The sequence below is a fragment of the Niallia circulans genome (assembly GCF_007273535.1).
GTDB classification, from domain to species: domain Bacteria; phylum Bacillota; class Bacilli; order Bacillales; family Cytobacillaceae; genus Niallia; species Niallia circulans_B.
Window position 1 is genome coordinate 2,482,705 of sequence record NZ_RIBP01000004.1, and the last position, 15,469, is coordinate 2,498,173.

A 15,469-nucleotide genomic window follows, 5' to 3' on the forward strand; every position below is an offset into this window, starting at 1 on the left:
AAGGGTATAATGTAATGATAGATAGCAAGTGAAAATTATGTAGAAAAAAGATTTCTTATCTGCAAAAAAATGTTGCTTTTTTAGCAATACTGCCTTGAAGGGAAGGAGTCAAATTATGACTTTTTTTTCTTTTAAAAAAAGGTTTGATTAAGGCTTTGCTATTACATATAAAATTTTGATTTTATCGGTTTTGGAGGAGTATATTGTGATTAAATCAACTATAGCTGAATTACCTAAACATGTTGATAAAGAAGTAAAAATCGGCGCTTGGATTGCCAATAAACGTTCAAGTGGAAAAATCGCGTTTTTACAGCTGCGTGACGGTACTGGATTTGTACAAGGTGTAGTCGTAAAAAGTGATGTGCCAGAAGAAGTTTTTCAAGCAGCTAAATCTGTAACACAGGAATCTTCCGTTTATGTGACTGGAAAGGTGCAAACAGACGAGCGTTCTCCATTCGGATACGAGCTTCTTGTATCAAGTGTTGAAGTGATCCATGCATCTGTCGACTATCCAATCACACCAAAAGAACACGGCACAGAATTTTTGATGGATAATCGTCATCTGTGGCTTCGTTCTAAACGCCAGCATGCGGTTATGAAGATTAGAAATGAAATCATCCGTGCGACATATCAGTTCTTTAATGAAAATGGTTTTGCGAAGGTGGATCCGCCAATTTTAACAGGCAGCGCACCTGAAGGAACAACAGAGTTATTTGCAACAAAGTATTTTGATGAGGATGCATACTTGTCTCAAAGCGGACAGCTTTATATGGAAGCTGCTGCAATGGCATTAGGAAAGGTTTTCTCCTTTGGTCCGACATTCCGTGCGGAAAAATCGAAAACTCGCCGTCACTTGATTGAATTCTGGATGATTGAGCCGGAAATGGCTTTCTATGAATTTGAAGATAATCTTGTAGTTCAAGAAGAGTATGTTTCCTTTATTGTTCAATCTGTTCTAACTAATTGTCAGCTTGAATTAAAAACATTAGGAAGAGATTTGTCCAAGCTTGAGCAAATTAAAGCACCATTCCCGCGAATCAGCTATGATGACGCTATTAGCTTGCTTCATGAAAAAGGCTTTGATGATATTCAATGGGGAGATGATTTTGGGGCTCCGCATGAAACAGCAATTGCAGAAACATACGATAAGCCTGTGTTCATTACGCATTACCCAACTTCATTAAAGCCATTCTATATGCAGCCAGACCCGAACAGGGATGATGTTGTTTTATGTGCTGACTTGATTGCACCTGAAGGCTATGGTGAAATTATCGGCGGTTCTGAACGTATTCACGACATGGACTTGCTTGAACAGCGTGTACAGGAGCATCAATTGGATGCAGAAACATATAAATGGTATTTAGAGCTTCGTAAATATGGCTCTGTTCCACATTCAGGCTTTGGATTAGGCTTGGAAAGAACAGTTGCTTGGATTAGCGGTGTGGAACATGTTAGAGAAACAATTCCATTCCCAAGATTGCTGAACCGTTTGTACCCATAATATAAAAAACTGATAAGGGCAGAATGCATCTATTGAATCATTAAGATTATATATGCATTCTCCCTTTCCTTTTGTCTGTTATTAGGAAGCAAAATCCAAAATATTTCCTTCAATTGCCTGTGAATCCATGATACAAGCAATCTAATGAATTTGGTATACTAGATTAGAGGTGTTTATATGAATAAATCAGTAATGTTAAAATGGCTTCAAGAAGGAAACATCCATATTCCAACCACACTTCTAACCCATTATCACACACTTAAACTTAATGAAAAGGAACTAGTTCTTTTGCTCCAAGTTCTAGCTTTTTTGGACAAAGGCAAGGAATTTCCTACCCCTTCTGAAATTGCCGCAAATATGTCCATAGACTCAGTTGAATGCCATGAATTGTTAAGCCAGCTTATTCGTCGGGGCTATATTACGATTATTGATGGTGTTAATGAATTTGGCATCCGCTTTGAACGATATTCTATTGACCCACTTTGGGAAAAATTAATTGATCAATATATAGCGGCAGACAGAAAAGAAGAAGTAGAAGTCGACCATAAAAAAGAAACTGACTTATATACATGCTTTGAACAGGAATTTGGCAGACCGCTGTCTCCATTTGAAATTGAAACATTAGGAATGTGGCTTGACGATGATCATCATGATACAGTCATCATTAAAGCTGCTTTAAAAGAGGCAGTTATCTCCGGTAAGCTGAACTTCCGTTATATTGACAGGATATTATTCGAATGGAAAAAGAATGGAATTAAAACGATTGAACAGGCACAGAATCATGGAAAGAAATTCCGTTCCTATCAAGGAAGTAATAAGGAGCAAGAGCCAGAGGCACCAAAAACAATATCCGTGCAATTTTATAATTGGCTGGAGCAGTAAAAAAGAAAAAGGGGGCTGTTGGAATTCTCTTTTCCTATTGTAGTGTAAGGAGAAGGGCGTGGCAGTCTCTTCTTTTTTTATAAGAAAAAATAGTAGAAATTATCTATAGCCAAAGAGTTGAGTTGCTTCTTTGGAAAAACTAGCAAAAAGGGCTGAAGAAAATGCTGAAAAAAGATCAGATTAGACATTGTCTTGATGTAATGGGGGAAATGTTCCCTGAAGCACATTGTGAGCTTGTGCATGCAAACCCATTTGAACTAGTAATTGCGGTTGCTTTATCCGCCCAATGCACCGATGTATTAGTAAATAAAGTAACGAAAAACCTCTTTCAAAAATATAAAACACCAGAGGACTATTTAAGTGTGCCAATAGAAGAACTGCAAGATGATATTCGTTCTATTGGTTTATATCGCAATAAGGCAAAAAATATCCAAAAGCTGTCGCAAATGCTTTTAGAAAAATACAATGGTGAGGTTCCAAAGGATAGAGATGAGTTGATAAATCTTCCCGGGGTTGGAAGAAAAACAGCGAATGTTGTTGTGTCTGTTGCCTATAATATTCCGGCGATTGCTGTCGACACACATGTGGAAAGAGTTAGCAAACGATTAGGTTTTTGTCGTTGGAAGGACTCTGTGCTTGAGGTGGAGAAAGCACTTATGAAAAAAGTGCCAGAAGAGGAATGGTCTGTTACACATCATCGCATGATCTTTTTTGGCAGATACCATTGCAAGGCCCAAAACCCGCAGTGCGAGGTATGCCCACTTCTAACAGAATGCAGAGAAGGCAAAAAGCGCATGAAAAAAGCCGGTGTTCTTGTATGACAAACACGATTCTCCTTGATATTCCTAATGAATTGAAGCATCAATCCTTCAAGTCAGAAAACGAAAACATCGAAGTGATCTGTGCAGAATTCTTTCAGGCAGAGCGTCCATTTATGCATGAGACAGCCTTTTATCATGGCTTAAAAACAATGCACCCTTGGCAAGCAGAGAATATAAAAGAGTGTGTTTCTGCTGTATTTATCTTGTGGAAAGGTATAAGAACAGAAGTGGAGGCTGCCGTTAAAAGCAAGGATAGAACCAGTACAGTTGTTCATATGGAAAAAGGGATCTGTTTATTTTTGGAATGCTTGTATTGGTCTAATGATATGCCTGTTAACATTAAAGATGGTCTATTCGCACAAGAACTGAAGATAAAGCCTTTTAACGGTCTTGAGAGGCTTTTATACATCCTCTCAAGACCAGGGGGCTATCATTCCTATCGCCAGCTAGATGAGTTATTTAAAGAGCTGGAAAAACAGTTTGCCATTAAAATGATTAAGCGTAAATAAAAAAAAATCGTTCCCCCTATAAAGGAGAACGATTTTTTTTATGGTGTTGTGCTTTGTTGAGATTGGTCAGCAGCATCTTCTGTCTGGGTTGATTCATCAGCCTCATTTTCATCTGGCTCATTTTCATTCTCATCAGGTTCATTTTCGTCTGCTTCTTCATCATCTTTATTGTTGCCATTACCATTACCATTGTTGCCATTGTTGCCATTGTTGTTTCCGTTGCCGTTATTGCTGTTGTTGTTGCCATTACCATTGCCGTTATTATTGTTCTTTTTATCCTCTTCAGTGCCTGTATTTTCGTCATCTGTCTTTGTGTCATCGTCGACCGTTTCATTTTCATCGGTCGCAGGCTGTTCCTCAAGCTTAGCAGGAACCTTAACAGATGCGGTGACAGCATCACTTGTCATACTGCTGCTCTTCGCTGTAATCGTGAAGGTGTAAGTACTGTCAGGATCTGGTTTAGCGATCTTGAGACTCGTATCAGATGTGGTTGTCAGCTGCTCTGCAGCACCGCCATTAATGCTAACACTCACATCAAATTTCACATCACTTGTATCTCCATAGCTCCATGTCAGATTTACGGCATCATTATCTTTATCATAAGAAGCTTTTGCATTTTTGGCTGGATCTAACTTATTGTATTTCTCCGAAACCTTTTGAACAATATTGCCCTTAACCGCATACTCAGATATAATTTGGCTGCTTGGTGTGTAGCTGCTTGCCAATCTTGCCGGGTATGTGCCTTTTTCAATGCTGACCTTTTCTACGCTGTCAGGCATTTTGAAATCGGCTGTTTCCACATCTTGCGAAATATATTGCATGATGTTTTTAAAGAGCAGCTGGGCAATTCTTTGGTCGTTGCTGACCGTATTTGAACGTAAATAGTTCTGTCTTTTTGCGTAACCGGTCCAAACTGCCATCGTATAATTCGTTGTATAACCTGCAAACCAGGCGTCAGGTGAAGCACCTGCTGGAATATTGTACTTCTGGATATCATCAGCAGAATAGTTTGTCGTACCTGTTTTACCTGCCATCGGCAAGCCAGGAACGTTTGCAGTTGATCCTGTACCATATGCAGAGTTAACAACACTTTTCATCATATCTGTAACCATAAACGCTGTATAATCCTGCATTGCCACTTCTGATTCAGGCTCCATATTAATCTTTGTGCCATCATTTAATGTAAAGTAGCGGACAGAGTGTGGCGCATTGTAAACACCTTCATTACCAAATGCACTATACGCTCCGGCAAGCTGAAGACTTGTAATTCCTTCGTCTTTACCGCCGAGTCCACCGATAGAATAGGATTCGTACATTTCATTAAGTTTAATCCCCAAGTTGCTTGCGAATTCCTGCGCGTTATCTGCTCCAGCAGCACGGAATGCTTCTAATGCTGGAATATTTCTGGATCGTGCCAATGCCTCACGAATGGACATGGAACCAAGGAACTTGTTATCAAAGTTATTAATAGGCGTTTTGGCCGTATCATTATACGTTGTCGGCTTATCCTCAACCGTTTCATATGTGCCCCATTTTAAATACTCAATGGCAGGACCATAGTCAAGGATTGGTTTAATTGTTGAACCTGGCTGACGCGGATTTTCTGTCGCGTAGTTAAAGCCGAGCTTCACATCAGGATCACGGTCACCGCCAAGTGCGAGAATTCCGCCTGTTTTCGTATCAAGCAAGCTGATTCCTGCTTGGAAATCCTCATCAGGAAATTCGACGACATTACCTTCATACATGACTTTATCGACATAATCCTGTGCCTTTGTATCGAGTGTTGTGTGAATTTCCAATCCATCTGTATACACATTCACATCTGGATATTTATCTTCAATTTCTGAAATGACCTGCTTAATGAATGGATCGTATTTCATGTCAGAAGTTTCTCGTTTATCTTCTGCTACAATTGATTCTGTTAATGAGGCAGCTTGTGCTTCCTTCATTTCTGAATCAGAAATATATCCATGCTGGTTCATTAATGATAAGACAATATTACGACGCTTTTCTGCTCGATCCGGATTTTTAAATGGATTGTATGCATTAGGTGCCTGTGGCATACCTGCAAGCATTGCCGCTTCTGGTAGTGTTAGTTCATCTAAGTCCTTATCAAAGTAAACCTTTGCAGCTGTTTTAACACCGCTCATGTTCTCTGACATGAATATTTTGTTCACATACATTTCAAATATTTCCTGCTTCGTATACTTACGCTCAAGCTGAATAGCAAGCCAAGCTTCCTGAGCTTTACGAGACAGTGTTTTTTGCGGCTGGTTAAAGAAGAAGTTTTTCACAACCTGCTGTGTGATTGTACTTGCTCCTTCAGATCCAAAGCCATTTGTAAAGTTGGCAATAACCGCACCGCCTAAACGAATTGGATCAATCCCATGATGCTTGAAGAATCGCGAGTCCTCTGTGGCGATAAACGCATCCTTAACAAGATCGGGAATATCTTCATACTTAACATAATCCCTGTTAACAGCCCCAATCTTTTCAATTGGTTTATCATCCATGTCATAAATAGTCGAGGAAATGGAGTCCTTCAAAACGTTTGCATCAAGCTCAGGAGCATCCTTTACCATCACCGCAAAGGTAATGGCACCTGCGATAATCCCAATGATACCAAGGCTGATTAGCACGAGGAAAATGCGTTTGAAGATTTGTTTCGCGCCTTTCTTTTTGCCCTTTGGCTTTTTTTCCTTCGGCTTTTTATTATTATTCTCTGATTGGAGCTGCTTACGGCGCTCCTCTCGCGTTTGGTATTTATCTGTCATACTAGTTCCTACCTTTCTTTTCCAAAAACAAAAGCAAAGAAATCCCTTAATTGAAGCTATAAAGATAATCTATTACTCTAATATAGTCAATCCTCGCCTGAAAGCCAAGTGCTATCGGATGGGCATTTTGATTGAGCTCATCCTTTGTTATGGACTTTCTTCCTCCCTCTATCATTCTATCCCAAAAGAGGAAGAGCTTTTCTGCCTCTAAATAGAATATCTCATCTGTAGCTGAAAATCGAATAATAACAAAACAGATTCCATTTTGATCGCAAATCGAGCGCATATGCTTGATTTGATGATCATGGAAGTTATTGAGCGGGAAGGATGTGCTGTGCTTTGTTTCCTTCGCTTCAAAATCAATGTATTTGCCATTATATACCCCATTATAATCCGTTGTAGACGCTTGTTTAAAGTATGCCTCTTTTATGACAGCGGCACTCCTTTTTGGGTAATCTACTTTAACAATTTGGACAGGAGTCGGCTTTTTATGGATGACTGCTTTGCCAAGTTCCAAATAGTATTGGTTGGTTATGTTAATGTCTTCTTCTAGTGTCATGCCCCGATTGCTGTAGCTTTGTTTTTTTATAGAAGGGCTTATTGATTTTACAGCAGGGATGTATTTTTTTCCGTTTGGATAATGAAGTTTCACCTTTTCACCTCGCAACTTAACCTTAAAGAATAACTTCGTGATAACAACAAACAATATAACATAATTTCTGAAAAAGAAGGTGTCTTTTGTGATAGGTATAAATGAGCATTTCTTAACAGTCGAAGAGAAGCAACTTATAAAAGACATACGCTACTTAACAGAAAAAAATAACTTGGATAATATATCAAGAACAAATTGTTATCTCGAGTATTATACCATGAACAAAGAAATCCATTGGTCCTTACTTGCGAGCCTAGTGTCACGTAATGCTGGCTGGAATATGTGTGATTTGGCAGGTACTTGGTTTCCTTTGTCTTTAAACGAGCAAACTAGACTCAATTTATTTGCCACATACGAACGGGCAAACTGGATGATTTTTCAGGATGCATACCCACAACTGCTCCTCTATCAGTATTCGACGAAAAAGAATGCGCCAATGTTTCATTTACTGCAATATTTTTCTGTTTCTTCATTTATGGAAAAGGAATGGCTGCACTTTTGGCGCTATCAAAATAAGGAAAGGCTTGTCTATAGTCTTATCATTAACGAACAAAATGTGATTGAGGAGCCAATAATAAAAAATAAGCTGTTTCAAAAAGAGGTTTTTCATACATTGGCTTACAGGTTTCAAGATTTGCTTCATTTTAGCTCTGTGTTTTTTCCAACTTTAAATGGTGACATATATGGAAGAAGTGTTTCTTCCTTCCGTTCACTGGACCGCAGGATAGAGCTTGGCAAAGAACTGTATATGATTCTCTTTCAAGAGAATCTGCATCCTTTGTTTTTAGAGTTTGCTTTACAGGTTACTCACACTGGCTCGAGGGCGGATTATGAAAAATACGTTTACCCTAAACACCGCAACAACACACCAATGCTGCGAATGAGCTATCCAGTAATGGCACAAAAGCCATTTATAAGTGGGGATTGGAGCAAAACAACAAAAGTGAAAGCAAAGTGGAAAAAACATGTACGTCCACCTAAAGAAGCTATTTTAATGACAGACTGGTATAAAAATAAACAAGAACAGCTTCATGCCCTCATTAAGCTAGAAACAGTTATTTTACATTGGAAAAAAAGGTGAATGTCGAATTAATGAAGGGGGAATGGGGAATTCTTGCTTTCTTTGACGAATCACTTCTAGTTTTGTCATGTGTGCAGGACTTAACAGGAAAAAGGAGAAATCAGTATACACAAAACGGAGCTTGGAGGGGATTAAATGTCTGTTTATAATAAAGAGGAATTGCTGAAAATGCTGGAAGGAATTCAAGAGGATGTGGAAGGGCTCGATTTTTTATTAAGAAACAGAAACGAAAAAGTTAAGCAGGATATTATTAGGCATGAAAGAACTCTAGATCATTTGGAAAAAGAGCTAACAGCTTTAGAAAGCAGATGCTTTAACACGCAAGAGGAAAAAGAGTATGTAACAACCATCTTAAAAAGGCCAGTATCTTTAAAGCTTGAACTAGGATCATAAAAACAATAGAATAGAGACAAAACAGGTATTACATGTAATGGAGTGCAGTTATGATAAATAGTCAACGTTTGAGAGAATTAACAGAAGAATTACATGCTTGTGCTGATTATTTGGTTGACGTTTTCCAAAATGTCAAAGCAAGCCAGGAAAGCAAGGATTTTTACGAGGTAGTTAGACCATATGCAAACAAGGTGGCAGAATTGAATGCAGAGTGGAAGGAAATAGCAGACTTATGGGTCAAAACGGAAAAACCGCTTTATCTTCACCCGAGCCAAATTAGCACAGCGTCTGATCATTTGGAGGTTATTTCAATCCAAGCCTTTTATAAGGAAACGAGCAGAAAAAGATTTATGGATTCAGCCAAGTCAGTACAATATATATTACAGACTGTTTTAGACAGACTATAAAAATCAGCATAATGTTTCTGGCATTGATGGTACTCTTGTACCTAGCCAAGGAAGCATTATTTTTTTTTGATTCCTACAATACCAATTAGGCACCTTTGGGCACATTTTTCATAAGATAAAAAGGGAGTATGAATAGGAGGGGTTTCAGATGAACCAAAAAATAAATAGGCATGTACCATTCGAGTATGCCTACATGAACAGCCATGCTTCATACCCCCAAGACATTCACTTTCAGCAGCATGGCCGCGCTTTCCACCCATACATGAATATGAATCAAGGCTGGAATGGAATGATGAATCAGAATCATGCCGCACAAATGTACGGCAATGAAAATAATCAACCGTATTATCAGCAGCAACAAGCTTATTCTGGTTATGAGCAAAATCAAAATTATTTCCACCCGCAAAACGCCTATAAGCCGAATCATCAGAATGTGTTTCAGAATCCGCTGCAACAGCAAGAAGAGGTATATCAACCCTTGATGCAAAATCAAAATATGCAGCAGCAATACATGAATCCTTATCCGAAGCAATCATTTATTCCGAAAAAACAAGGCAACATGAAAGGGTTAATGAATTCATTTAAAACACAGGATGGCACTTTTGACTTCAATAAAATGATTGATACTGCAGGAATGATGATGAATGCGATGAATCAGGTTACAGGTGTGGTCAAGGGGGTAGGAGGAATATTCAAAGTATAGCAGGCAGGTTAGAATATAAAAAACTTGCTGCCAAAAGCAGCAAGTTTTTTGCCTTTTCTTTTTTCTTACCAGCGATGGGCTTTTGCATTGCTTCGCAAAATAAGATTATTCCTAGAAATTTCCGTATGTCCATTTACTTGAGACTTGGAACGTTTAGGTCTAGTCCAATTGTGATGAAAAAGCTCAGAATGAGAATCCAAATTATCTTTGTAGCTCATCAAATCACCTCTTAGCAAGATTTAAAGAAAAAGGAATGTCCAAAAAGGAGTGAACCTTTGTGGAACATCCTTTAGTATGTGTCAATTATCATTTATTTACTCTTAGACTGGATTTTTATATTACGAATGGATGCTGATTTTTTTGCCTTTTTGTTTTATGACAGTAATTGTCAACAGTCCATTTTGATAAACCGCTTTTACTTTGTTTTCGTCGACAGGATAGGGGAGAGCTATTGTTCTTGCGCTTTGCTTGTATGTTTGGCTTTTATGAATGATTTGCTGCTTATTGTTTTCCTCTTGAACAAGCTCTAAATGGGTGACACTAATGGTGATGCGGTAATCAATGATATCAATGTGAATTTGTTCCTTGTTTACACCTGGCAGCTCTGCTGTGATGACATGTTCGTTCTCTGTTTCCTTAACAGAAACAGGAAAGGACATATTTGGAAAAGGGCTGCTGAAAAAATCATCCATTGATTGCAGGAAGTTCTTCACAGGTTTTTCTTGGAGAAATTGGTTCATAGATTTTTTGAAAAATCCAAAGCTGTCCTGACTGGTAGAATCGTTTTTTCTAGGGTCTGTTGGAAATAGTGACATGCTTGTGATATCCTCCTTTTTGTTTAAGCATTTGTAATTTAGTTTATGCACGTATGAAAAGTGGGTGCTTATCCGATAAAATTGGTTAAAATAAACTTGAGAATTACCTATATGAAAATAATCAAGAAATAGCTAAAATAAAATTAAAAACGAAGCATATAAGGAGCTAATAGTTATGGAAATAGTAACGATAGACAATCGGGAGCTGGCATATGTGGAACAAGGAAAAAGCCAGGCAAACACAGTTGTCCTAATTCACGGATTTTGTGGAAGTTCTGATTACTGGAAAAAAATAATCGAACCATTGTCTAATACATATCACATAATTGCGATTGATTTGCGTGGCCATGGTCGTTCAACCTTTGATGGAGCAGCATTTGAAATGGAGGATTTAGCGAAGGATGTAAAAGCCCTCTTAGACAGGCTTGGATTACATTCTGTGTATCTTTTTGGCCACTCGCTTGGCGGATATGTCACATTGGCATTTGCAGAGCTGTTTCCTGAAAGCCTGAAAAAATATGGGCTTATTCACTCGACAGCTTATCCAGACAGCGATGAAGGGAAAGCAGGCAGGCTAAAAGCAATTGAAAAGATTCAAGATTTAGGAATACAAGCATTTATCGATGGGCTTATTCCTAATTTGTTTGCTGATAAATATTTGGTTGAAAATCCCACAGATGTTGAAGACATAAAGGAAATCGGATATAACACAGATCCCCTTGCTGCAATGGAAACATTGGCAGCAATGAGAAAGCGCCCAGATCGGAATGCAATAATCGATATTCAAGAGATCCCTTTTCTGCTTGTGCAAGGACAAAATGATAAGGTTGTTCCTAAAGACAGGGCAGTAAACTCCTCAGCACCATTTGTAATGGTGAAAGACCTTGATGCAGGACATATGGGCATGATTGAAAACCCAGACGGCCTGCTTTCTATCCTGACAGAATTTATTGGGAGCTAAAAAAGTCTAAGGTAATTGCTGGAAGGTTTTATAATCATTTTAAAGGCAAAAAACGTTAAAGTGCTTGCATGCCAACGCAATTTTAGAAGTGAAACAGATGAGAAAAGGGCTTGTTGAAGACAGGTCCTTTTTCTTTTTATTTATATGCTGGAAAACCAAACGTTTATTCGGTATATTATGTACAAGAGGTGAATGGATAAGCATGATAAGAAAAAAATCACTTTCTGAACTTATTGAAGAATTAAGGAAAAATGAAAATATCATCAACTGGCATGAGTTAGAGCCGCAGGAAGCCAAAACCCGGCCAATGCCAGAAAGTGTCGACAATAGAATTAAGCTTGCCTTGCAAAAACGGGGAATCGGCGAATTATACAGCCACCAATATTCAGCGTACGAAACATTGCAAAAGGGTGAAAATATCGTTGCAGTAACCCCAACTGCTTCAGGCAAAACATTATGCTATAACTTGCCTGTTCTTCAGTCCATTGCTGAAAATGATGCAAATCGCGCCCTTTATATATTTCCAACAAAGGCGCTCGCGCAAGACCAAAAAAGTGAGTTGAATGAAATCATCAATGAGATGGGCATTGACATTAAAAGCTACACGTATGATGGAGATACGTCACCGACAATCCGTCAAGTTGTCAGGAAAGCCGGGCATATTGTCATTACAAATCCTGATATGCTTCATTCAGCCATATTGCCACATCACACTAAGTGGGTCAGCTTATTTGAAAATTTAAAGTATGTCGTTATAGATGAACTTCATACATACCGGGGCGTTTTTGGTAGCCATGTGGCTAATGTTATTCGAAGATTGAAGCGGATTTGCAAGTTTTATGGCAGTGAGCCAATCTTTATTTGTACTTCTGCAACCATTGCAAACCCAAAAGAATTGGCAGAACAGCTGACAGGCAATTTGATGCGTCTCATTGATGATAACGGGGCACCAAGAGGCAGAAAGCATTTTGTGTTTTATAACCCGCCAATTGTAAATAAACCGCTGAATATCCGCAAAAGCGCGACAGTGGAAGTAAATCAGCTTGCGAAAAACTTCTTGAAAAACAAAATCCAGACAATTGTTTTTGCGCGCAGCAGGGTGCGAGTCGAAATAATCTTGAGCCACATACAAGAACTCGTCAAAGATAAAATTGGACCAAAGTCGATCAGAGGCTACCGCGGGGGCTATCTTCCGAAACAGCGCCGGGAAATTGAAAAGGGACTGCGTGAAGGCGATATTTTAGGAGTAGTGAGCACAAATGCTCTGGAGCTTGGTGTAGATATCGGACAATTGCAGGTGTGTGTGATGACAGGCTACCCTGGCAGTGTTGCAAGTACATGGCAACAAGCAGGACGTGCTGGCAGAAGGCATGGGGAAGCACTTATATTAATGGTAGCAAGCTCTACACCTATTGATCAGTATATTGTTCAAAATCCAGATTATTTTTTTGACAGAACACCAGAATCAGCAAGAATTAACCCAGAGAATTTAATCATTTTAGTCGATCATCTAAAATGTGCGGCATATGAGCTGCCACTGAAGGAAAACGAAGAATTTGGCCCGCTTGATGTTCAGGATATTCTTGAATATTTAGTAGAGGAAAAAGTAATCCACCAAAATGGTCATACGTTTTACTGGGCTAACCAGTCATTTCCTGCAGGCAATATCAGTCTGCGGTCTGCTTCACAGGAAAATGTAGTAATTATTGATCAATCCGATACAGCAAACCATAAAATTATCGGAGAAATGGATCGATTTAGTGCGATGACTCTTTTGCATGATGAGGCTATTTACTTGCACGAAGGTACTCAGTTTCAAGTAGAAAAGCTTGATTGGGACCATAAGAAGGCGTATGTCCGCGAGGTGGATGTTGAATACTACACAGATGCAAATTTGGCCGTAAGCTTAAAGGTTTTGGAAATAGATAAGAGTGAAGACAGGCAAAAAACAGCTATCCATTACGGAGATGTCTCCATTAATATTCTTCCTTCCATCTTTAAAAAAATCAAGCTGTCAACATTCGAAAACATCGGATCTGGTCCGATTCATCTGCCAGAAGAAGAGCTTCATACAAGTGCTGCCTGGCTTGAACTAAAAGAGATAGATGAAAGTATTGGAGAAAAGACTTTAGAACAGCTACTATTAGGAATCTCTAATGTTCTTCAACATGTAGTACCAGTACATGTAATGTGTGATCGTAATGATATTCATGTTGTTTCACAAATAAAGGCAAATCATACAGGACTGCCGACAATCTTCTTGTACGATCACTATCCTGGTGGAATTGGACTAGCAGAAGACGTGTATAAGCGGTTTGAACATGTGAAGGCCGCCGCAAAAAATCTCATCCAAAAATGCCCGTGCGACGATGGCTGCCCTGCATGTATCGGAACAGAAATAGAAGGGATTGCTGCAAAGGCAAAAAGCGTTAGAATACTTGATATGTTTTAACATAATAAATTAAGAGATTACTATGTCGTGTTTAATAGGAACTTATTATAGGAGAAAGCCATGTCTATTAAAAATAAATTGCAGCGTTTAAAACCACATTTAAATACTGGCACGAGCAGTCAGGAACCACAAATATCTGAGCTTGAGTCAAAAGGAGTAGAAATTCCTTTTTTGGATGTATGGGCAAGTGAGAATGTAACTCCTTATTGGGTGGATGATAATTACTGCCTCATACGTGAGGTCAGATATCCAATTTCCTATGAACACGGCAACTATGCTTTTCAAGATTTCTTGACAAGTGTTCATGCATGGAATCAATCTGATTATCGCCATCCGTTGTCCGCTAAAGGACACAAGGCAGAAGACCTGTTCTTTTTTGATACGGAGACGACTGGATTAGGAGGGGGAGCTGGCAATAGTATCTTTATCCTAGGCTATGCCGTTGTGAAGGATGCAGAAATCGTGCTGAAGCAGCATATTTTGCCAAATCCCGGAGCAGAGGTACCGCTGTTTAAAAGCTTTTTAGAGAATGTTGATTATACAACACTTGTTACCTATAATGGCAAAGCCTTTGACTGGCCGCAAGTAAAGACAAGGCATGTGTTCGTGAAAGAGCATGTGCCAAAGCTTCCCGAATTTGGCCATTTCGACTTATACCATGCTTCCCGAAGAATGTGGAAGCACAAACTAGAACGAACCAAGCTATCCATTGTTGAAAAGGAAGTACTTGGTGTGGAAAGACATGATGATATTCCTGGTTTTCTTGCACCAATGATTTATTTTGATTTCGTGGAAAGAAAAGACCCAGAAGGCATGCTTGGGATATTAAAGCATAACGAGATAGATATTCTCTCACTCATAACACTTTATACGCATATCAGCTTTCAATTATTAAATAAGGATGTCAATATGTCAGCAAGAGAAACTTACGAGGTCGGCAGATGGTATGCTTCCTTAGGAGAAAACGCTCAAGCTGTTGAAAGTCTGTCAGCCATTATAGATGGAAGCAGTGAAGAAAATGTTATGGCAAAATTCATCTTGGCAAAGCAATACAAAAAGGAAAAAAATTATACGGAAGCAACATTACTGTGGGAGGGTATTATTGAAGCAGAGGGCAACGCAGACAGCAAGATAGTGTTTGAGTCGTATATCGAAGCAGCTAAACTCCTGGAACATAAAACGAAGGATTTCGGCAAAGCATTAGCATATACGAAAAAAGCATATATGCTGATTGAGGGAACAGAGGATGCTGTAAATCCACGCTTAATAGCAGAGATTAATAAAAGAGAACTGCGCTTACAAAAAAAAATAGGTATATTAACCTAATTAGGGAAATTAAAAAGCCACTATTTACCTTGTTGTCTAATGAAACCTTTCCTATTAAAATAAGATAAGACTGATAATTTCATCATTTTTAAACAATATTTTACAAGTTATTGGAGTGTGCGTGTTGTATAAAGTCGTAATGTTCATGTTTTTTGTCGTTGTTTGCCTGACTGCCATTTTATTTTCGTCTTT

At 38.8% G+C, this 15,469-nt stretch carries 15 protein-coding genes; 11 read left to right on the forward strand and 4 right to left on the reverse strand.

Going from position 1 to position 15,469, the window contains the following annotated elements; translation table 11 throughout:
- Window positions 1-208: 208 nt before the first annotated feature.
- The 4 genes from asnS (at window position 209) to CEQ21_RS20225 (ending at window position 3,713) form a co-directional block, all read left to right on the forward strand.
- Window positions 209-1,501 carry an asparagine--tRNA ligase gene (gene asnS / locus CEQ21_RS20210; RefSeq protein ID WP_185767351.1) on the forward strand — a complete coding sequence of 431 codons (1,293 nt, stop codon included), beginning with the start codon at window positions 209-211 and terminating at the stop codon, window positions 1,499-1,501.
- Between the two features lie 177 nt (window positions 1,502-1,678).
- The gene (locus CEQ21_RS20215; protein WP_185766051.1) at window positions 1,679-2,383 is read left to right on the forward strand and encodes a DnaD domain-containing protein; all 705 of its coding nucleotides are present in this window, start codon (window positions 1,679-1,681) and stop codon (window positions 2,381-2,383) included.
- Between the two features lie 161 nt (window positions 2,384-2,544).
- A complete protein-coding gene (gene nth, locus CEQ21_RS20220) occupies window positions 2,545-3,204 on the forward strand; it encodes an endonuclease III (RefSeq protein WP_185766052.1) in 660 nt (219 codons plus the stop codon).
- Window positions 3,201-3,713, forward strand: coding sequence for a YpoC family protein (locus tag CEQ21_RS20225; protein WP_185766053.1), 513 nt, complete (start codon window positions 3,201-3,203; stop codon window positions 3,711-3,713). The genes nth and CEQ21_RS20225 overlap by 4 nt, the downstream gene beginning before the upstream one ends.
- A 38-nt stretch (window positions 3,714-3,751) precedes the next feature.
- Here CEQ21_RS20225 and CEQ21_RS20230 read toward each other — a convergent pair whose 3' ends face one another.
- Window positions 3,752-6,487, reverse strand: coding sequence for a transglycosylase domain-containing protein (locus tag CEQ21_RS20230; protein WP_185766054.1), 2,736 nt, complete (start codon window positions 6,485-6,487; stop codon window positions 3,752-3,754).
- A gap of 46 nt (window positions 6,488-6,533) precedes the next feature.
- The gene (recU, locus tag CEQ21_RS20235; protein ID WP_185766055.1) at window positions 6,534-7,139 is read right to left on the reverse strand and encodes a Holliday junction resolvase RecU; all 606 of its coding nucleotides are present in this window, start codon (window positions 7,137-7,139) and stop codon (window positions 6,534-6,536) included.
- A gap of 88 nt (window positions 7,140-7,227) precedes the next feature.
- On the opposite strand from recU, the gene CEQ21_RS20240 reads away from it, so the two are divergent.
- The 4 genes from CEQ21_RS20240 (at window position 7,228) to CEQ21_RS20255 (ending at window position 9,723) form a co-directional block, all read left to right on the forward strand.
- Window positions 7,228-8,220: a DUF2515 domain-containing protein gene (locus CEQ21_RS20240; protein ID WP_185766056.1), complete on the forward strand. Its 993-nt coding sequence runs from the start codon at window positions 7,228-7,230 to the stop codon at window positions 8,218-8,220.
- A 135-nt stretch (window positions 8,221-8,355) separates the two neighbouring features.
- A complete protein-coding gene (locus CEQ21_RS20245) occupies window positions 8,356-8,613 on the forward strand; it encodes a hypothetical protein (RefSeq protein WP_185766057.1) in 258 nt (85 codons plus the stop codon).
- A gap of 50 nt (window positions 8,614-8,663) precedes the next feature.
- Window positions 8,664-9,020, forward strand: a complete 357-nt coding sequence (locus tag CEQ21_RS20250) for a YppE family protein (protein ID WP_185766058.1) — start codon at window positions 8,664-8,666, stop codon at window positions 9,018-9,020.
- Window positions 9,021-9,168: 148 nt separating this feature from the next.
- Window positions 9,169-9,723, forward strand: a complete 555-nt coding sequence (locus CEQ21_RS20255; RefSeq protein ID WP_185766059.1) for a YppG family protein — start codon at window positions 9,169-9,171, stop codon at window positions 9,721-9,723.
- Window positions 9,724-9,788: 65 nt separating this feature from the next.
- On the opposite strand, the gene CEQ21_RS20260 is transcribed toward CEQ21_RS20255, so the two are convergent.
- Window positions 9,789-9,941 carry a YpzG family protein gene (locus tag CEQ21_RS20260; protein WP_144452884.1) on the reverse strand — a complete coding sequence of 51 codons (153 nt, stop codon included), beginning with the start codon at window positions 9,939-9,941 and terminating at the stop codon, window positions 9,789-9,791.
- A 120-nt stretch (window positions 9,942-10,061) separates the two neighbouring features.
- On the reverse strand, window positions 10,062-10,538 hold the full coding sequence (locus tag CEQ21_RS20265) for an Hsp20/alpha crystallin family protein (RefSeq protein ID WP_185766060.1): 477 nt from the start codon (window positions 10,536-10,538) through the stop codon (window positions 10,062-10,064).
- Between the two features lie 175 nt (window positions 10,539-10,713).
- On the opposite strand from CEQ21_RS20265, the gene CEQ21_RS20270 reads away from it, so the two are divergent.
- From CEQ21_RS20270 to CEQ21_RS20280, 3 genes are all read left to right on the forward strand, one after another.
- Window positions 10,714-11,499 carry an alpha/beta fold hydrolase gene (locus CEQ21_RS20270; protein ID WP_185766061.1) on the forward strand — a complete coding sequence of 262 codons (786 nt, stop codon included), beginning with the start codon at window positions 10,714-10,716 and terminating at the stop codon, window positions 11,497-11,499.
- Window positions 11,500-11,704: 205 nt separating this feature from the next.
- The gene (locus tag CEQ21_RS20275; RefSeq protein ID WP_185767352.1) at window positions 11,705-13,951 is read left to right on the forward strand and encodes a DEAD/DEAH box helicase; all 2,247 of its coding nucleotides are present in this window, start codon (window positions 11,705-11,707) and stop codon (window positions 13,949-13,951) included.
- Between the two features lie 60 nt (window positions 13,952-14,011).
- Window positions 14,012-15,277, forward strand: coding sequence for a ribonuclease H-like domain-containing protein (locus CEQ21_RS20280; RefSeq protein ID WP_185766062.1), 1,266 nt, complete (start codon window positions 14,012-14,014; stop codon window positions 15,275-15,277).
- The last annotated feature ends 192 nt before the right edge of the window (window positions 15,278-15,469 follow it).